The 17,465-nt window shown below is 69.7% G+C and carries 14 protein-coding genes; 6 read left to right on the forward strand and 8 right to left on the reverse strand.

From position 1 onward, the window contains the following. The 3 genes from H162_RS30090 to H162_RS0104165 all read right to left on the reverse strand — a co-directional run. Nucleotides 1-211, reverse strand: a 211-nt coding sequence (locus H162_RS30090) for a transposase (RefSeq protein ID WP_020652189.1), incomplete at its 3' end; no start/stop codon positions are given. 72 nt (nt 212-283) lie between these two features. Then, nucleotides 284-2,518: an ATP-binding protein gene (locus H162_RS0104160; RefSeq protein ID WP_020652190.1), complete on the reverse strand. Its 2,235-nt coding sequence runs from the start codon at nt 2,516-2,518 to the stop codon at nt 284-286. Beyond that, nucleotides 2,515-3,675, reverse strand: coding sequence for a pyridoxal phosphate-dependent aminotransferase (locus H162_RS0104165; protein WP_020652191.1), 1,161 nt, complete (start codon nt 3,673-3,675; stop codon nt 2,515-2,517). The genes H162_RS0104160 and H162_RS0104165 overlap by 4 nt, the downstream gene beginning before the upstream one ends. A gap of 198 nt (nt 3,676-3,873) precedes the next feature. Between H162_RS0104165 and H162_RS0104170 the strand changes: the two genes are divergently transcribed. Genes H162_RS0104170 through H162_RS0104190 form a run of 5 tightly spaced genes read left to right on the forward strand, consistent with a single transcriptional unit; the run spans nt 3,874 to nt 9,112 of the window. After that, entirely contained in the window at nt 3,874-6,258 is a 2,385-nt protein-coding gene (locus H162_RS0104170) for a bifunctional salicylyl-CoA 5-hydroxylase/oxidoreductase (RefSeq protein ID WP_020652192.1), read from the forward strand. Between the two features lie 24 nt (nt 6,259-6,282). Further along, complete coding sequence (locus H162_RS0104175) at nt 6,283-7,137, forward strand: enoyl-CoA hydratase family protein (RefSeq protein ID WP_020652193.1); 855 nt, start codon at nt 6,283-6,285, stop codon at nt 7,135-7,137. After that, the gene (locus H162_RS0104180; protein ID WP_020652194.1) at nt 7,137-8,327 is read left to right on the forward strand and encodes an acyl-CoA dehydrogenase family protein; all 1,191 of its coding nucleotides are present in this window, start codon (nt 7,137-7,139) and stop codon (nt 8,325-8,327) included. Before H162_RS0104175 ends, H162_RS0104180 begins: the two co-directional genes overlap by 1 nt. An 11-nt stretch (nt 8,328-8,338) precedes the next feature. Continuing rightward, the gene (locus tag H162_RS0104185; protein ID WP_020652195.1) at nt 8,339-8,731 is read left to right on the forward strand and encodes a RidA family protein; all 393 of its coding nucleotides are present in this window, start codon (nt 8,339-8,341) and stop codon (nt 8,729-8,731) included. Between the two features lie 57 nt (nt 8,732-8,788). Continuing rightward, nucleotides 8,789-9,112 (forward strand): hypothetical protein, encoded by a 324-nt coding sequence (locus H162_RS0104190; RefSeq protein WP_020652196.1) that lies wholly within the window; start codon nt 8,789-8,791, stop codon nt 9,110-9,112. A gap of 106 nt (nt 9,113-9,218) precedes the next feature. Here the strand turns inward: H162_RS0104190 and H162_RS0104195 are convergent, their stop codons facing one another. Both H162_RS0104195 and H162_RS0104200 read right to left on the reverse strand, forming a co-directional pair. After that, complete coding sequence (locus H162_RS0104195; protein WP_020652197.1) at nt 9,219-11,456, reverse strand: xanthine dehydrogenase family protein molybdopterin-binding subunit; 2,238 nt, start codon at nt 11,454-11,456, stop codon at nt 9,219-9,221. Further along, entirely contained in the window at nt 11,453-11,932 is a 480-nt protein-coding gene (locus H162_RS0104200) for a (2Fe-2S)-binding protein (RefSeq protein ID WP_026354201.1), read from the reverse strand. The genes H162_RS0104195 and H162_RS0104200 overlap by 4 nt, the downstream gene beginning before the upstream one ends. 160 nt (nt 11,933-12,092) lie before the next feature. Between H162_RS0104200 and H162_RS0104205 the strand changes: the two genes are divergently transcribed. Continuing rightward, a complete protein-coding gene (locus H162_RS0104205) occupies nt 12,093-14,078 on the forward strand; it encodes a sensor domain-containing diguanylate cyclase (protein ID WP_229451931.1) in 1,986 nt (661 codons plus the stop codon). 48 nt (nt 14,079-14,126) lie between these two features. Here H162_RS0104205 and H162_RS0104210 read toward each other — a convergent pair whose 3' ends face one another. Genes H162_RS0104210 through H162_RS0104220 form a run of 3 tightly spaced genes read right to left on the reverse strand, consistent with a single transcriptional unit; the run spans nt 14,127 to nt 17,392 of the window. Further along, on the reverse strand, nt 14,127-15,464 hold the full coding sequence (locus tag H162_RS0104210) for an erythromycin esterase family protein (protein WP_020652200.1): 1,338 nt from the start codon (nt 15,462-15,464) through the stop codon (nt 14,127-14,129). Nucleotides 15,465-15,479: 15 nt separating this feature from the next. Continuing rightward, a complete protein-coding gene (locus tag H162_RS32515; protein WP_156885467.1) occupies nt 15,480-16,691 on the reverse strand; it encodes an SRPBCC family protein in 1,212 nt (403 codons plus the stop codon). Further along, nucleotides 16,688-17,392 carry a phosphoribosyltransferase gene (locus H162_RS0104220; RefSeq protein WP_020652202.1) on the reverse strand — a complete coding sequence of 235 codons (705 nt, stop codon included), beginning with the start codon at nt 17,390-17,392 and terminating at the stop codon, nt 16,688-16,690. Before H162_RS0104220 ends, H162_RS32515 begins: the two co-directional genes overlap by 4 nt. Between the last annotated feature and the right edge of the window lie 73 nt (nt 17,393-17,465).

The raw sequence follows: 17,465 nt of genomic DNA on the forward strand, positions 1-17,465 counted from the left end.
CGAAGCATTGCTGGGCAATGTACATGCGCAGCATGCGCTCAAGACCGACCGGCGGCCGGCCACGACCATCGCCTTTCGGATAGTACGGCAGCAGCGCCGCAACCAGAGTTGGCCACGGCGTTGCAGCCTCGATCTCTGCAAGGAAACGGTCGCGTCGAGTCAGCTTCTTCTTGCTGGCGTACTCAACATCGGAAAAGCTCATCTGCGTCATCGATTTACTCGGAAATTGGATGCGCTATTGTGACAGCTCAGCAGATTGGCAGACGATTAAATCAGTACTTCCCTAAGTGGCGGCGCCGGCGGCGACCTGCCCCATCAGGTCGCTGAGCTGCATCGTATTGACCGGCTTGACCATGTAGTGATCGAAGCCGGCTTCCTGGGCCGCGTCGCGGTCCTGCTGGCGCCCGTAGCCGGTGGCGGCGACCAGCACCGCCGACGCGGTCTGCGGCAGGCGGCGCAGGCGGCGCGCCAGTTCGTTGCCGTCCATGTCGGGCAGGCCGATGTCGAGCAGGCAGACCTGGGGCGAGAACACCCTGGCCACCTCGAGCGCATCGGTCGCGCAGTAGGCGATTTCGACCTTGTGGCCGGCCGCGCTCAGGAACAGGTTCAGGGTATGGGCCGCATCTAGGTTGTCGTCGACCACCAGCACCCGCAGCGGGGCGCCGGTCGGGCTGCTGCTGGCCACCGGCGCCGGCGGCGGCGGTACGGCGTCGTGGGTGTAGCGCGGCAGGCGCACCGTGAAGGTGCTGCCCTTGCCGAGGCCCGCGCTGCACGCGCCGACGCTGCCGCCGTGCAGCTCGACCAGGCTCTTGGCCAGCGCCAGTCCCAGGCCGAGTCCGCCCTGCGAACGGTCCGGCGTGCGCTCGGCCTGCGTGAACAGGTCGAACACCCGCGCCACCAGGCCCGGGTCCATGCCGATCCCGTCGTCGCTCACGCTGAGCAGGAACTCGCCGCCCTCGTCCTTCAGCTGCAGGCCGATATGACCGCCTTCGGGCGTGTACTTGGTGGCGTTGTTGAGCAGGTTGGCGACCACCTGCACCAGGCGCTTGTGGTCGCCCTTGACGTTGGCCGGGGTGCTCGGCAGGTCCAGCACCACCTTGTGGCGGCGCGCCGTGATCAGGGGACGGATCTGCTCGGCCGCGTCGTCGACCACGTTGCGCAGGTCGAGTACCTGGGTCGACAGCGAGACCAGCCCGCGGGTGACGCGCGAGACGTCGAGCAGGTCGTCCACCAGGCTGGTCATGTGCTCGACCTGGCGCGCGATGATGGCGCAGGTCTGGGTGATCTGGGCGTTGTCCGAGTGCAGGAGCTTGAGCAGGTGGGCGCCGGTGCTGATCGGCGCCAGCGGATTGCGCAGTTCATGTGCCAGCATCGCCAGGAATTCGTCCTTGCGCTGGTCGGCCGCGCGCAGCTCGCGCTCGGCCAGGCTGCGCGCCGCTTCCTTCGTCTGCAGGGTCTCGGCCATTTCGTCGAGCGCGGCCGCCAGGCGCCCGATCTCCTCGTTGCCATACTCGATGCCGCTGCGGGCGTCCAGTTCGCCGGCGGCGATGCGGCGCGCCGTGGTCATCAGCTTGCGCACGCGCTGCACGATCAGCTTGTCGCCGGCCAGCCAGGCGGCCAGCAGCGCCAGCAGGGTGGTCGCGGCCAGGCCCATCAGCGACATCAGCTGGGCTTCGCGCGCGACTTCCGTGATGGTCTCGGTCGGCACCCCGATCGTGACCGTGTATTCGGACAGCGAGGGCGGACCGACGCGCGCGAAGGCGTGCAGGCGGTCGACGCCGTCCTCGCCGCGGATCACCACGGCGCGCTGGTGCGAGCCGCGCATCGCTTCGCGCAGCACCGGAGGGATCTTGTGCCCGAACCAGCGCTCCGGATCCGGCCGGCGCGAGATCAGGGCGCCGGAGGCGTCGGCGGTCTCGAGGATCGAACCGGGCGGCAGGCTGATGTCGTTGACGAAGGTGTCGAGCCCGGCCAGGTCCATCGCCGCGAACACCACGGCCACTACCTTGCCGCTACGGTCGATGACGGGGTAGGTCAGGTTGATGGTGTGCTTGCGGATCACGCGGCCGAAGATGTAGTCGCCGGCGATGAAGCGGCGCTCGGAGACGGCGCGCTTGAAATGGCGACGGTCGCCCAGGTTCACCGGATGCAGCATCGGCACCGCGCTGCAGGTGACGTCGCCGTTCATCTGGATCAGGCCGAAGTTGACATAGCCTTCGTTGCGGTCGAGTACATCGGCCAGCAGGGCGTTGCAGCGCGCGCTGTCGCCCATCAGGTCGGGCACGCTGACCAGGTCGACCAGGATCTGGCGCGCGCGCTCGATCGACTGCGCCTCGTTGGCCGCGGCCAGGCTGGTCAGGCGTTTCAGGTTCGCCTCGGAGGCGCGGATCGCGGCCTCGCGCTCGCGCAGCCCGCCCAGCACGGTGACCACGGCGATCGGCGTGATCGCCAGCGCCACCAGCAGCATCAGGCGGCTGCGCAGGCTGTTCAGGCGGAAGCGTCCGAGTATTTCGCTCATTGTCGCACCAGACGCTGGTAGCGGTCGCCGAAGGCGACGATGCGGCGCGCTCCCTCGAGCAGGGTCGCGTTGTCGCCGGAGATGTAGCCGAGCCGGATGAAGCCCGGCATGCCGAGCGCCTCGCCCGGCATCAGCGCCACCTTCTCCTGCTCCAGCAGCGCTTCCGCGAAGGCCAGCGTGTCATGGGTGAGCGCGCGCACGTCGGCCCACAGGTAAGGGCCGGAATGCGGCGCCGGGATGGCGATCCAGGGCACGCCGGCGAAGCTGCGCACGACCAGGTCGCGGCGCGCGCGGTAATCGTCCAGCATCCCGGCCGGCGCGCCGGCGGCGAAGGCGGCCACCGCCGCCACCTGCGACAGGTGCGGCGCGGCCGCCGTGATCGGGCCCTGCAGGGTCTGCATCGCCTGCGAGAGCGGCGCGGGGGCCAGCGCGAACCCCACCCGCCAGCCCATCATCGCATAGCTCTGCGAGGCGGAGAACAGCGTGACCACGCCCACCGAGCGCCAGTCGCACAGCGCCGCCAGGCTGGTGTGGAAGCCTTCGAAGATCAGGTGTTCGTAGCTTTCGTCGACGATCACATGGCTGCCGCGCCGCTCCGCCCAGTCGCGCACGTGTTCGAGTTCCGTGCGGGTGTAGACCTTGCCGGTCGGGTTGTGCGGATTGTTGAGGACCAGGACCTTGACCGGACCGAGCGCATCCAGCGCGGCCGGGGTGAGGGTGTCCGGCAGGTCGGCCAGGACCACCTCCAGCCCGAGCAGTTCGGCGCTGGCCAGGTAGGCGGGCCAGGTGGGACGGAACACGGCGATCCTGTCGCCCGGGTCGGTCATCGCGTACAGCGCCTGGAAATACGCCTGCTTGGCGCCATTCGTCACGACGATGTCGTCGGCGCCGGCCTCGATCCCGTTCTGGCTGCGCAGCTTGGCGCACAGCGCCTCGCGCACCTGCAGGGCGCCGCCGATGTCGGTGTAGGGCATGGTGCGTTCGCGCTCGATGGCGCCGGCGACGGCGTCGAGCACGGCGGGCGGGGCGGGGAAATGGGAGATGGCGATCGAAAAATCGATGACGCATTCACCGGCATGGCGCAGCGCTTCGGCGCGCGCATGCATGGCCGTGGTGGCCAGCGGGCGGGCATTCGCGATCCGGTCTGAGATTTTCATCAAGGTTGGCGATATATGCAGGATGGTTAGCCACTGCACGGGACCGGTCCTGTGCAAACTGATTTCCCGATTGTACTAAATATTCACCATGCAGAAGGCCGGACCGCCAACCGTGTGCGCCAATAGTTGACACCTCAACTATCTGCGCATGTAATATACGCGCAACATCAATACGCGACAGCGGTCATGGGAGCGGAAATGAACATCGTGTGCGTGGGCGGCGGCCCGGCCGGCCTGTACTTCGGACTGCTGATGAAAAAACGCCATCCGGGCTGCGCCGTGACCGTGATCGAGCGCAACCGCGCCAGCGATACTTTCGGCTGGGGTGTGGTTTTTTCGGATCAAACCCTGGGCCACCTGGCGCTGGCGGACGAGCCGAGCGCGCGCGCGATCTTGCAGTCGTTCAATCACTGGGACGCGATCGACGTGCACTTCAAGGGCCGCACCGTCACCTCGAACGGCCACGGCTTCTGCGGGATCGCGCGCAAGCGCCTGCTGAACATCCTGCAGGAGCGTGGCCGCGAGCTCGGCGTGGAACTGGTGTTCGAGACCGAGGTGCGCGACGTCGGGGAACTCGCGCGCCGCTACAACGCCGACCTGGTGGTCGCCTGCGACGGCGTCAACAGCGCCATCCGCAACCGCCACGCCCAGGTGTTCCAGCCCGAAGTCGAGCCGCGCCATTGCCGCTTCGTGTGGCTGGGCACGCGCAAGCGCTTCGAGGCCTTCACCTTCGCCTTCGTGGAGACGGAACACGGCTGGTTCCAGGCCCACGCCTACCAGTACGACGGCGACACCTCGACCTTCATCATCGAGACCCCGGAACAGACCTGGCGCGCCGCCGGACTGGAAGAGATGGACCAGCAGCAGGCGCTGGCCTGGTGCGAGCGCCTGTTCGCGCCCTGGCTGGACGGCCAGCCGCTGATGGCGAATACCGCCCACCTGCGCGGCTCGGCGATGTGGATCCGCTTCCCGCGCCTGGCCTGCCGCGAATGGGTCCACTGGGTCGATGTGGAGGAGCGCCGGGTGCCCGTGGTGCTGATGGGCGACGCCGCCCATAGCGCGCATTTCTCGATCGGGTCCGGCACCAAGCTGGCGCTGGAAGACGCGATCGAACTGGCGCGCGTGGTGGGCGAGGGCGATGCGGACCTGGGCGCCGCGCTGGCGCGCTACCAGGACCTCCGCATGGTCGAGGTGCTCAAGCTGCAGAGCGCCGCGCGCAACTCGATGGAATGGTTCGAGAACGTGGCCCGCTACAGCGCGCTGGAGGCCGAGCAGTTCGCCTATTCGCTGCTGACCCGCAGCCAGCGCCTGTCGCACGAGAACCTGCGCCTGCGCGATCCCGGCTATGTCGAGGGCTTCGAGCGCTGGTTCGCCGCGCGCGCGGCCGGCCAGGCCGGGCTGCCCGACCCGGGGCAGGCCGTGCCGCCGATGTTTACGCCCTACCGGGTGCGCGGCGTGCTGCTGAAGAACCGGGTGGTGGTCTCGCCCATGGCCCAGTATTCGGCGGTGGACGGCGAAGTCGGCGACTTCCACCTGGCGCACCTGGGCGCGCGCGCCCTGGGCGGGGCGGCGCTGGTGATGGCCGAGATGACCTGCGTCTCGGCCGACGCCCGCATCACGCCCGGCTGCCCGGGCCTGTACACGGCGGCGCATACCGCGGCGTGGAAGCGCATCGTCGATTTCGTGCACGGTGCGAGCGACGCGAAGATCGGCATCCAGCTCGGCCATGCCGGCGCCAAGGGTTCCACGCGCGTGGCCTGGGAAGGCATCGACCTGCCGCTCCAGAAGGATAACTGGCCGCTGCTGGCGGCGTCCAGCCAGCAGTACATCGAGGGCGTATCGCAGGTCGCGCGCGAGGCCAGCCTGGACGACCTGGAGCGCATCAGGCAGGACTTCGTGCGCGCCGCCCGCGCCGCGGGCGACGCCGGCTTCGACTGGCTGGAACTGCACTGCGCCCACGGCTACCTGCTCTCCAGCTTCATCTCGCCGCTGACCAACCGGCGTCGCGACGCCTACGGCGGCAGCCTGGAAAACCGCTGCCGCTACCCGCTCGAGGTGTTCGCGGCGGTGCGCGCGGCGTGGCCCCCGGAACGTCCGATCAGCGTGCGGGTATCCAGCCACGACTGGGTCGAGGGCGGCCTGACGCCGGCCGACGCGGTCGAGGTGGCGCGCCTGTTCCGCGCGGCCGGCGCCGACATGATCGACTGTTCTTCGGGCCAGGTCAGCAAGCTGGAAAAGCCGGTGTTCGGGCGCATGTTCCAGACCCCGTTTTCCGACCGCATCCGCAACGAAGCCGGCATCGCGACCATCGCGGTCGGCTCGATCTACGAGGCCGACCACGTGAACGGCATCATCGCCGCCGGGCGCGCCGACCTGTGCGCGGTGGCGCGTCCGCACCTCGCGAACCCGGCCTGGACCCTGCTCGAAGCCGCGCGCATCGGCTACACCGCCATCGCCTGGCCGCCCCAGTACCGCGCCGGCAAGCTGCAACTCGAACGCAACCTCGAGCGCGAACGCGCCCTGCAGGCCGCCAGCGCCGGCCTGTCGCCGCAGCAGGCGGCGGCGCGCCTGCTCGAGGGCTGACACCAACACTGACAGGAGCCATCCATGCACTATCTACCGGGAGAAGCGCACCGGCTGCCGGGCAGCCGCGCCACCCTTGCCGCCCATGAGGCGCGCCACTTCGGTTTCGCGCTGGCGAACGGTGTCGCCACCCTGACCCTGGACCGCCCCGAGCGCAAGAACCCGCTCACCTTCGACTCCTATGCCGAACTGCGCGACCTGTTCCGTGCGCTGGCCGATGCCGGCGACGTCAATGCGATCGTGCTCACCGGCGCCGGCGACAACTTCTGTTCCGGCGGCGACGTGCACGAGATCATCGGCCCGCTGACGAAGCTCGACATGCCCGGCCTGCTGGCCTTCACCCGCATGACGGGCGACCTGGTCAAGGCCATGCGCGCCTGCCCGCAGCCGATCGTGGCGGCGGTGGACGGCGTGTGCGCCGGCGCCGGCGCGATCCTGGCGCTGGCCTCCGACCTGCGCTACGGCACCGCGCGCAGCCGCACCGCCTTCCTGTTCACCCGGGTCGGCCTGGCCGGCTGCGACATGGGCGCGTGCGCGCTGCTGCCGCGCGTGATCGGCCAGGGCCGGGCCGCCGAGCTGCTCTACACCGGGCGCGCCTTCGGCGGCGAGGAGGGCGAGCGCTGGGGCTTCTTCAACCGGCTGTGCGAGCCGGACCGGGTGCTGGCCGATGCCCAGGCCCTGGCGGCGACCCTGGCGGGCGGTCCGACCTTCGCCCACGGCATGACCAAGAAGATGCTGCAGCAGGAGTGGAACATGGGGGTGGACGAGGCGATCGAGGCCGAGGCCCAGGCGCAGGCGATCTGCATGGCGACCAATGACTTCCACCGCGCCTATCACGCTTTCGTGGCCAAGGAGCGGCCACAGTTCGAGGGGGATTGATGAACCGGCACGCATACCTGGACTGGCCTTTTTTCGAGGAACGCCACGTCGCGCTGGCGCGCGAGCTCGACTGCTGGGCGGCGATCCACCTGCATGACCCGCACGGCAAGGACGTCGACGCCGCCTGCCGTGCGCTGGTGGCGCAACTGGGCGAGGCCGGCTGGCTGCGCCACGCGGTCGGCGGCAGCGAATACGGCGGCGCCGCCGACACCATCGACACCCGCGCGATCTGCCTGGCGCGCGAGATGCTGGCGCGCCACGCCGGCCTGGCCGACTTCGCGTTCGCGATGCAGGGGCTGGGCAGCGGCGCGATCTCGCTGTTCGGCACGCGCGAGCAGAAGGGGCGCTACCTGGCGCGGGTGGCGCAAGGGGCCGCGATCGCGGCCTTCGCGCTGTCCGAGCCGCAGGCCGGTTCCGACGTGGCGGCGCTGCAGTGCGCGGCGCGGCGCGACGGCGACGGCTGGGTGCTGGACGGCGAGAAGACCTGGATCTCGAACGGCGGCATCGCCGACTTCTACGTGGTGTTCGCGCGCACCGGCGACGGCGGCGGCGAGGGCGGGCGCGGTGCGCGCGGCATCTCGGCCTTCATCGTCGACGCCGGCACGCCGGGCTTCGAGATCGCCGAGCGCATCGAGGTGATCGCGCCGCATCCGCTGGCGCGCCTGCGCTTCACCGGGTGCCGCGTGGGCGCGGAGCGCATGATCGGCGAGGAAGGGCAGGGTTTCAAGGTGGCGATGGCCACGCTCGACGTGTTCCGCACCTCGGTGGCGGCGGCCGCGCTGGGATTCGCGCGGCGCGCGCTGGACGAGGCGCTGGCGCATGCCCAGGCGCGCCCGATGTTCGGCAAGACCCTGGCCGACTTCCAGCTGACCCAGGCCCGGCTGGCCCAGATGGCGACCGACATCGACGCCGCGGCGCTGCTGACCTACCGGGCCGCGTGGATGCGCGACCAGGGACGGCGCGTGACCAAGGAAGCGGCGATGGCCAAGCTGGCGGCGACCGAGTCGGCCCAGCGCGTGATCGACGGCGCGGTCCAGCTGTTCGGCGGTCTCGGCGTGGCCAGCGGCCAGGTGGTCGAGTCCCTGTACCGCGAAATCCGCGCGCTGCGCATCTACGAGGGGGCGAGCGAAGTGCAGCTCCTGATCATCGCGCGCGAACTGCTGGCGGACGCGCGCCCGGGGGCGGCATGAGGGAGGACGGCATGGAATTCCTGCAACCGCCCGGCTGGCCGCGTCCGAAGGGCTATTCGAACGGCGTCGCCGCGCGCGGCCGCCAGGTCTACGTCAGCGGCATGGTCGGCTGGGACGCCGACGGCCAGTTCCGCAGCGACGATTTCGTCGACCAGGCGCGCCAGGCGCTGGCCAACATCGTGGCGGTGCTGCGTGAAGCCGGGGCCGGTCCCGAGCACATCGTGCGCATGACCTGGTATGTGCTCGACCGGCGCGAATACCTGGAGGCCGGCGCAGCCCTGGGCGCGGCCTACCGCGAGCTGATCGGGCGCCATTACCCGGCCATGAGCGCGGTCCAGGTGTCGGCCCTGATGGAAGAGCGCGCGCGGGTGGAAATCGAGGTCACGGCGGTGCTGCCCGACTGAGCGCCGGATCCGGTGTTTTCTGGTAGGCTGGTGACATCCGATCCGAAGGAGGACCCCATGAGCGAACAGATTGTACGTGTCGTCGACTTCGCCATTGTCGACCAGTTGCGCACCGACCTGCTGTCGGTAGGGGTCGAACGCGACCATATCGAGATGTGCGCGCCGGACGACGAGGCCGGCCCGGTGCAGGCCAACTTCACGGTGGGCGACGATCCCAAGGTGAAGGGCGGCACCGATTACAACGACGTCTACCGGCCCTCGGGCCAGCAGCATAGCCCTTGCCTGGTCACGGTCGATACCAGCGATGACCGCCAGCGTGACCAGGTGCTGGCGATCCTAGAACGCTACGGCGCCAAGGACTGGAGCTCGGTACGACATTAGTAGGGTGGGCGGATTCCGCCCACGCGGTGATTGTTGACGTCGGCAGGTCACGGTCGCGCCGATCAAACGCCCGTTGAACGCGTAGGCAGCACAGCTGCCTACCCTACTAACTCCAGCTCAGGTCGGTCTTGCTGAGCGGCAGCTCGCGCACGCGCTTGCCCGTCGCGGCGAAGATCGCGTTGCAGACCGCCGGCGCCAGCGGCGGCAGGGCCGGTTCGCCCAGCCCGGTGACCGGATAATCCGACTTCACGAAGTGCACCTCGATCTTTCCGGGCGCATCCGGCATGCGCAGCAGCTGGTACTCGTGGAAGTTGCTCTGCACCACACGACCCTTGTCGATGTCCAGTTCCGGGAACATCATGGTCGACATGCCGTCGATCACCGAACCCTCGACCTGGTTCTCGGCGCCCGACAGGTTGATGATCTGGGCGCCGATGTCGGTCGCCACCACCACCCGGTCGACCTTCAGCTTGCCGTCGCGCGAGACCGTGACCTCGGCCACCTGGGCCACATAGCCGCGGTGGCTGAAGTGGAAGGCGATGCCCTGGCCCTGGCCGCGCGGGAAGGTCTTCTTGCCCCAGCCGGCCTTGTCGGCCGCGGTCTGCAGCACCGACTTCATGCGCGCCACGCTGTAGGGCTGGCCGCGCTCGCCCGTGCCCGCCACGATGTCCTTGTTGCCCAGTAGTTCCATGCGGAACTCGAGCGGATCGCGTCCGCCGGCATGGGCCAGTTCGTCGATGAAGCTGTGGAAGACCCAGGCGAACACGCAGCTGCCCGGCGCGCGCCACGGACCCATCGGCACGCGGCATTCGAGGGCGGTCTGCTCGAGCTGGCAGTTGCCGATCCAGCGTCCCGGGAACTCGTCGCCGGACAGGTTGCCGCCGCTGCCAGGCTGCAGCACGCTCTGGCCGTCGCGCTCGACGCGGTTGGCGAAGGTCACGAAATGGTTCTGCCAGGCCACCGCGCGTCCGGCGGCGTCGACGCCGCCGCGCAGGAAGTGGAAGCCGCCCGGGCGGAAATGGTCGTGCTGCAAGTCGTCTTCGCGGGTCCAGGTCAGCTTGACCGGGGCGTTCACTTTTTGCGCGATCGCGGTCGCCTCGACGATGAAGTCCGAGCTCAGGCGCCGGCCGAAGCCGCCGCCGCTGCGGATGATGTGCAGCACGATCTTTTCCTTCGGGATGCCGAAGGTCGTGCTCACCAGCGCCTGTCCGGATCCCGGATTCTGGGTCGGGGCCCACAGCTCCAGCGAAGCGTCGGCCGGCTTGAACCAGGCGGTGCAGTTCTGCGGCTCCATGCTCGCGTGCGAGATGAAGGGATAGCTGTAGGCCGCCTCGACCGTCTTCGCGGCGCCGGCCAGCGCGGCCGCCACGTCGCCATCCTTGCGCATGGTCGCCGCGCCCGGCTGCCTGGCCGCGGCCCGGGCCTGGGCAGTGAAACCGGCCCAGCTGTGGTCCGCGCCCACGCCTTCGTCCCACTCGACCTTCAGCTCGCGGCGCGCGCGCATGGCGGCCCAGGTCGAGGTGGCCACGATCGCCACGCCGGGACGCAGGCCGTTCAGGTTGGCGGTGCCGTCGATGAGGAACGCATCCTTGACGCCGGGCAAGGCGCGCACCGCGTCCAGGTTGGCGCGCAGCGGCTTGCCGCCGAACACCGGGCACTTCGCATACACGGCGTGCAGCATGCCGGGCAGCTGGACGTCGATGCCGAACAGGGGACGGCCAGCGACGATGGCGGCGTTGTCGACGCCGCCGATGCGGGTGCCGAGCAGCCTGAAGCTGGCCGGATCCTTCAGGACGACCTGGGCCGGATCCGGCACCGGCAGTTTCGCCGCGGCTTCCACCAGCGCGCCGTAGCCGAGGCGGCGCTTGCCGGCGGCATGCAGGACCGCGCCCTTGTCGGTGCTGCATTCGCTGGCCGGCACGCCCCAGGCCTGGCTCGCGGCCTGGACCAGCATGGCGCGCACGGTGGCGCCCAGGCGGCGGAAGTCGTTGTAGTTGTTCGGGGTCGAGGTCGAGCCGCCCGCTCCCTGTCCGCCATAGGCGGGATCCAGGTCGCCCTGATTGACGCGCACGTCCTTCCAGTCGACGTCGAGTTCCTCGGCGATCACCATCGGCAGCGAGGTCTTGATGCCCTGGCCGATCTCGGGCTGTTTCGAGACCAGGGTGACGCTGCCGTCGCGGCCGATGCGGATGAAGGCGTTGGGCACGAAGTCGGACGCGGGGCTCGAGGCGCGCGCGGCCGCGGCCAGCGCGCCGTCGGCCGACATGGCCAGCAGGAAGGCGCCGCCGGCGGCGCCGTGGCGCAGGAAGCTGCGGCGCGATGGGGACTGGGGCGCGTGCGTCATTTCTTGTCCTTTCCGTTGGCGGCGATGGCGGCGGCGCGGTGGATGCCCTTGCGGATCCGCATATAGGTGGCGCAGCGGCACAGGTTGCCGGCCATGGCTTCGTCGATCTGGGCGTCGGTCGGCTTCGGGTGCTGCTTGAGCAGGGCGCAGGCGGTCATGATCTGGCCGGCCTGGCAGTAGCCGCATTGCGGCACGTCCAGCTCCTGCCAGGCTTGCTGCAGCGGATGGCGGGCGTGCGCATCCAGGCCCTCGATGGTGGTGACTTTCTGCTTGCCGACCGCCGAGACCGGCACCAGGCAGGAACGCGTGGGCGTGCCGTCGAGGTGGACGGTGCAGGCGCCGCACTGGCCCAGGCCGCAGCCATACTTGGTGCCGACCATCCCCAGGCTGTCGCGCAGCGCCCAGAGCAGGGGGGTATCGGGCTCGACTTCCATGGCATGCGCCTTGCCGTTTATGTGCAGCGTATATTTACTCATGGCGATCCTTCTGAAAAACAGAACAATCCAGCATCGTAGCGGAAAATGTTGCAGCTCGACAGTAAGGGGGAAAGGCTTCTTGGTTTGTCGTGGCAGAGTATGTAATACTTAGTTGTCGTCCAGTTAACTAAAGCTTTCTATGCCAGTGCCTGGTCCACGCTTGAAATCAGCTAACCTGAAAGTGCGCCTGGCTTTCGTTGCGGCAGTGCTCGTCTTCGCCGCGACCCTGGTCGTCACCCTGTCGACCCTGGCCGTGGTCGAGCGCGGCATGAAATCGGTGATCGGCGACCAGGAATACACCATGCTGTCGGGTGCGGCCAGCTTCATGGACGACCGGATGGAAGCGCGCCGGCGCCAGGTGGAGACCCTGGCGGCCAACCTCACGGAGGAGCTGCGCGCCGACGGCGCCGCCCTGCAGCGCCACCTGGGCATCCAGGCCAGCCTGTGGGGTGACGACTACATGAACCTGCTGGTGGTCGACCGCAAGGGCGAGATCGTGGTCACGGTGAAGCCGATCGCGGCAGGCAGGCAGTTCAATGCCAGGGGCCGCGACTATTTCGACCAGGCCATCGCCACCCGCAAGAGCGTCATTTCGAAACCGCTGCAAAGCCGGCTGTCGAAGCAGAACATCGTCGTGTTCAGCGCGCCGGTCTTCGATGCGGCCGGCGAGGTGGCGCAGGTGCTGGTGGCGAGCGTGCACCTGCAGGGCTCGGGCTTCCTGCGTCCGATCAACGTGCTCAAGCCCGGCACCACCGGCTACCTGTTCCTGATGACGGCCGACGGCATCGTCATCGAGCATCCCGACCGGAACCGCGTGATGAAGCACATCAGCGCCACGCCGGGCGTCAACCGCGGCACGCTGCGCGCGCTGCAGGGTTTCGAAGGCTGGATCGAGGCGCACAGCAAGGACGGGCGCGCCAGCATCTACGCCTATCGCCGGCTGCGCTCGACCGGCTGGATCCTGGCGGCGCGCTACCCGACCGACGAAGCCTTCGCGCCGCTCCAGGAGATGCGCCGCAACGCCTTCTTCGGCGCGCTCGGCCTGGCGCTGGCCTCCGGGCTGCTGGCCTGGGTGCTGGTCTACCGGCTGCTGGCCCCGCTGCAGGTGCTGCGCGACCAGGTCTGGGCGATCCGCAGCGACCAGGCCGGCATCGGGGTGCTGCGCCACGGCCGCAAGGACGAGATCGGGGAACTCGGCCGCGCCTTCTACGAGCTGATGGCCGAGCGCGAGCTGGCGGAAAAGCTGCGCTCGGCCAGCGAGAAGCGCCTGCGCACGATCGCCGACAACCTGCCGGTGCTGATCGCCTACCTGGACAGCGAGCGGCGCTTTCGCTTCGGCAACGCGACCTTCGAAAAATGGTTCGGCATCTCGCCCCAGCGCCTGGTCGGCATGACGGTGTCCGAGGTGATGGGCGAGGAGGCCGCGCGCCAGATCCACGAGACGCTGGAGCGGGCCTTCGCCGGCAACAGCGCGACCTGCGACATGCGCATCGAGATCCGGGGCACCCTGCGCTACCTGCAGGGCACCTACATTCCGGACGTGCAGCCGGACGGACGGGTCGCCGGGGTCTACGCCCTCAAGCACGACATGACGCATGTGAAGGAAGTCGAGGAACAGCTGCAGCAGCTGGCCCGCATCGATAGCCTGACGGGCATCGCCAACCGCCTCATGTTCGGCGAGATCCTCCCGCATGCGCTGGACCGGGCGCGCCGCCACGGCAAGCTGCTGGCGCTGGCCTACCTCGACATCGACCACTTCAAGAGCATCAACGACAGCTATGGCCACGGCATCGGCGACGAGGTGCTGAAGGAGTTCGCGCGCCGGCTCACCAGGGGCGTGCGCGCGACCGACACGCCGGCGCGCCTGTCGGGCGACGAGTTCGTGGTGATCCTGGAAGACCTCGGTTCGCGCGAGGAGGCCGAGCATATCGTGGCCAAGATCGTGGCCGCGATGCGCGCCCCGTTCGCGACCAGCAAGGGTGCGGTGCAGGCCTCGACCAGCATCGGCGTGGCGCTCTCCACCAGCGTCGGCATCCCGCTGTCGCAGCCGCGCCATTCGCAGGAGCAGCTGCTGGCGGCGGCCGACAGCGCCCTGTATGCCGCCAAGGGCAAGGGGCGCGACGGCTATGCGGTGTATGAAGAGTGAAGGGGGGAAGCGCGATCGGCGCCGTTTCAGCCTCGGCTTCCCGGCCTGTCACAGGCCTTCCGGATAGGTCTCCGGCGGCTCGCCCGAATGCCAGCCGCTGGTCGGATCGAGCGGCTCGACCGCGCTGGTGCGGTCGATGTGGATCACGGCGTCGAACTGGCGCGGGAGCTGGGCCATGAAGTAGTGGCTGTGGCGCTCGGTGCGCGGCAGGTACAGCACCCCGATCGCGCGCTCCAGCCGGCCTTCCATCAGGGCGTCGCGCACCGGTCCGGGATCGCGCAGCGCCAGGTAGAAATCCTGCATGCCGGTGCTGTGCAGCAGGTGCTCGTAGCTGCCCGGCAGGCCGGGCCGCACACGCTTGTGCTCGGCCGGGCCGTCCCATTCCGAGGCGGCGGTGACCCGCCCGTCATAGGTGGTGAAGCCGATCAGGCAGGCGTCGGACCCGTAGGCCTTGCGCGCCAGTTCGCCCACGTTCCACTCGCCCTGGCGCCCGATCTCGGTGGCGCGCGCGTCGCCGATGTGGGAGTTGTGTTCCCAGATGACGATCCGGGCCGGCTTGCCGTCGCGCGACAGGTGGCGCGCCAGCGCGTCCAGGGTTTCGGCCATGTGGCTGTCGCGCAGGTTCCAGGACGAGACCCGGCCGCGGAACATGGTGCGGTAGTACTCCTCGGCGTTCTTGACCAGGCGCGCGTTCTGCTGGGCGTAGAAGAAGGCGTCCTCGGCCCCGGCGCCGTCGGCCTGCATGTAGTCGAAGGCGCGCTGCTGGAGGTCGTGCAGGGCCGCCAGCACGCCCTGTTCGCAGGAGTCGGACATGCCGATGCTGGCGGCATAGCCGTACTGCTGGCTGTCGCGGTCGTAGTGGTCGAAGCAGGCGTAGCGGCGGCGCGCCTCGCGCGCGGCGTTGGGATCGACCTGGTCCAGGTAGTTCAGCACCTCGTGGATCGAGGTGAACAGGCTGTACAGGTCGAGGCCATACAAGCCGGCCTTGGCGGCGCCGGCCCCGTCGTTGCGCTGGCGCAGCCATTCGACGAAGTCGAGCACCGCCGTGTTGCGCCACATCCAGGCCGGGAAGCGCTCGAAGCCGGACAGGGCGGCGCGGCCGTCGGGATCCTGGCCTTCGCCGCGCACGTAGCGGTTGACCCGGTAGGCGTCCGGCCAGTCGGCTTCCACCGCGACCGCCGCGAAACCCTTTTCCTCGATCAGGCGCCGGGTGATGCGGGCGCGCTCGGCATAGAACTCGTGGGTGCCGTGGGTCGCTTCGCCGAGCAGCACGAAGCGGGCGTCGCCGACCAGGTCGAGCAGGGCGTCATAGTCGCCCGCCGCCCCGCTGAGCGGATGCGCGGCCGCGCGGATCGCGGCCAGGGACGCGTCGGTGATGGCGCTCATGACGCTGCGGCACGCTCAGTGCAGGGTGCGGTCGCTCGCCGGCGAGTGGTAGGACGTATAGGGCGTCACGCCACGCTCGACGAAGGACTTCATGCGCGCCAGGTCGTCGTCCATCTGGCGCTTCGGATCGGCGCCCAGCATGCGCGCGATGCCGTGGCCGAGCGCGCCGGCCGGCGGCAGGTAGGCCATGCGCACCGTCACCCGGGTGCCGCCGCGCACCGGCTCGAAGCTCACCGAACCTTCCTGCTCGATGTCGGAACCGGGCTCGCTGCGCCAGGCCATGCGTTCGGGGCGCGACTGTTCGGTCATGACCGCGTTCCAGGAATAGTCGAGGCCGCCCGGTCCCTTCACCACCCAGTGCGAGCGGCGGTGGCCGAGGTCGCGCACTTCGCTCACGTGCGACATGAAGCGCGGGAAGTTGTCGTACCTGCTCCAGGCGTCGTAGACGTCGTCGGGCGAGGCGTCGATGTGGATCGACTTCTCGACGTCGATCCAGCGTCCGCCGCCCACGGCGCCGGCGCCGGCGCCGCGTCCACCCACCAGTTCGGCCAGCCGGCGTGCGCCGCCGCTCTTGGTGAGCAGGGCCAGCGCTGCCAGGCCGGCGACCAGGCCCAGCGGCGAGCGGCGCAGCAGCCCGGCCACGCCGAGCACGCCGCCGCCGAGCAGGGCGGAATTGGTCAGGGTCGGGCTGCGGTTGTCGAAGGCGTGCACCAGCTGGTCGAGCCAGTCGCGCGCCTGGGTCGCGGCATAGCGTGCGCGCGAGCGCGCCCCGTCGCCGGCTTCGTCCAGGTAGGAGCGCGTCGAGCGGGCGCTGTCCCAGGCGCGGGTGCGGGCTTCACGCGCGGCCTCGTCCATGCGTTCCCGCGTCTCGTAGGCGCTGTCGGCCATGCGCTCGCGCGTGTCGTGCGCGGCGTGGCCCATGCGGTCGCGCATGTCGCTGGCGATCCCGGCCAGGCGGTCGCCGGCCTGCGTCGCCATGGCGTCGGCGCGCGCATAGGCCGCCGCCGCCCGGTCGCGCGCCACGCCCAGGCGCGCTCCCGCCCCGTGCCAGGCGCTGCCGAGGGCGTCGCCGGTGTGGGCGCCCGCGTCGCGCAGCGCACCCATCGCGCGTGCCCGGCGCGCGCGCCCGCGCTCCGGATCCAGTGCATACATCAGCAGGGCGCCGGCCGCGACTGCGCCGATCAGTTTGCCCAGGTCCATTCCAGTGTCGGTCGTTGCGTATTTCATGTCCGCTCCTCTCGGTTGGGTTGGCTGTGGCCTCCGTTGCCGGGCCATGTCGCCCAGGCCTGCGCCAGCAGGTCCTGTACTTCCTCGTCGGTGGTCTGGTCGAAGCGGCGGTACCACTGCCCGACGGCGCGAAAGCGCAGCGGGGCTTCGAGGCACACCACTTCGTCGACCAGGTTTCTCAGGGTCTCGAGCGTGTCCGGCGCGCCCACCGGCGCGGCGACCACCAGGTGGCCCGGTTGCTGCCGGCGCGCCACCTCGACCGCCGCCTCCATGCTGGCGCCGGTGGCGATGCCGTCGTCGACCAGGATCACGCAGCGTCCGCGCAGCGCGGGCTGGGGACGCGCCCCCCGGTAGCGGCGGTCGCGCCGGGCCAGCTCGGCCAGTTCGCGCTGCGTGACCTCGTCGACCTGTTCCTGCGTCACGCCCATGAATCCCGGCACGCCGGGTTGCAGGACGCGCACGCCGCCGCTGCCGACCGCGCCCATCGCGTACTCTTCCTGGCCGGGCATGCCCAGCTTGCGCACGATGATGAGATCGAGTTCGGCGTGCAGGGCCTGCGCGACCGGAAAGGCGACGGGTACGCCGCCGCGGGGCAGCGCCAGCACCAGCACGCCGCCTTCGTGGCCGGCGAGATGGCGCAACGCGCGCGCCAGCTGCTTGCCCGCATGGGCGCGGTCGATGAAGACGTCGGTTTCCTGCATGGGCTGCGACCCTCCGGAAAACAGAAGACCGCGTTGCACGCGGCACTGCCGCAACGCGGTCTTTCAGCGGACC

The sequence above is a fragment of the Massilia niastensis DSM 21313 genome (assembly GCF_000382345.1).
Classification (GTDB): domain Bacteria; phylum Pseudomonadota; class Gammaproteobacteria; order Burkholderiales; family Burkholderiaceae_D; genus Telluria; species Telluria niastensis.

Bases quoted from the DNA above. Each gene is read 5' to 3' on its own strand.
- H162_RS0104195 (WP_020652197.1), bottom strand. From the start codon at position 11,456: ATGACGCACGCGCCCCAGTCCCCATCGCGCCGCAGCTTCCTGCGCCAC.
- H162_RS0104160 (WP_020652190.1), bottom strand. From the start codon at position 2,518: ATGAGCGAAATACTCGGACGCTTCCGCCTGAACAGCCTGCGCAGCCGC.
- H162_RS0104170 (WP_020652192.1), top strand. From the start codon at position 3,874: ATGAACATCGTGTGCGTGGGCGGCGGCCCGGCCGGCCTGTACTTCGGA.
- H162_RS0104180 (WP_020652194.1), top strand. From the start codon at position 7,137: ATGAACCGGCACGCATACCTGGACTGGCCTTTTTTCGAGGAACGCCAC.
- H162_RS0104185 (WP_020652195.1), top strand. From the start codon at position 8,339: ATGGAATTCCTGCAACCGCCCGGCTGGCCGCGTCCGAAGGGCTATTCG.
- H162_RS0104165 (WP_020652191.1), bottom strand. From the start codon at position 3,675: ATGAAAATCTCAGACCGGATCGCGAATGCCCGCCCGCTGGCCACCACG.
- H162_RS0104210 (WP_020652200.1), bottom strand. From the start codon at position 15,464: ATGAGCGCCATCACCGACGCGTCCCTGGCCGCGATCCGCGCGGCCGCG.
- H162_RS0104200 (WP_026354201.1), bottom strand. From the start codon at position 11,932: ATGAGTAAATATACGCTGCACATAAACGGCAAGGCGCATGCCATGGAA.
- H162_RS0104175 (WP_020652193.1), top strand. From the start codon at position 6,283: ATGCACTATCTACCGGGAGAAGCGCACCGGCTGCCGGGCAGCCGCGCC.
- H162_RS0104220 (WP_020652202.1), bottom strand. From the start codon at position 17,392: ATGCAGGAAACCGACGTCTTCATCGACCGCGCCCATGCGGGCAAGCAG.
- H162_RS0104190 (WP_020652196.1), top strand. From the start codon at position 8,789: ATGAGCGAACAGATTGTACGTGTCGTCGACTTCGCCATTGTCGACCAG.
- H162_RS32515 (WP_156885467.1), bottom strand. From the start codon at position 16,691: ATGAAATACGCAACGACCGACACTGGAATGGACCTGGGCAAACTGATC.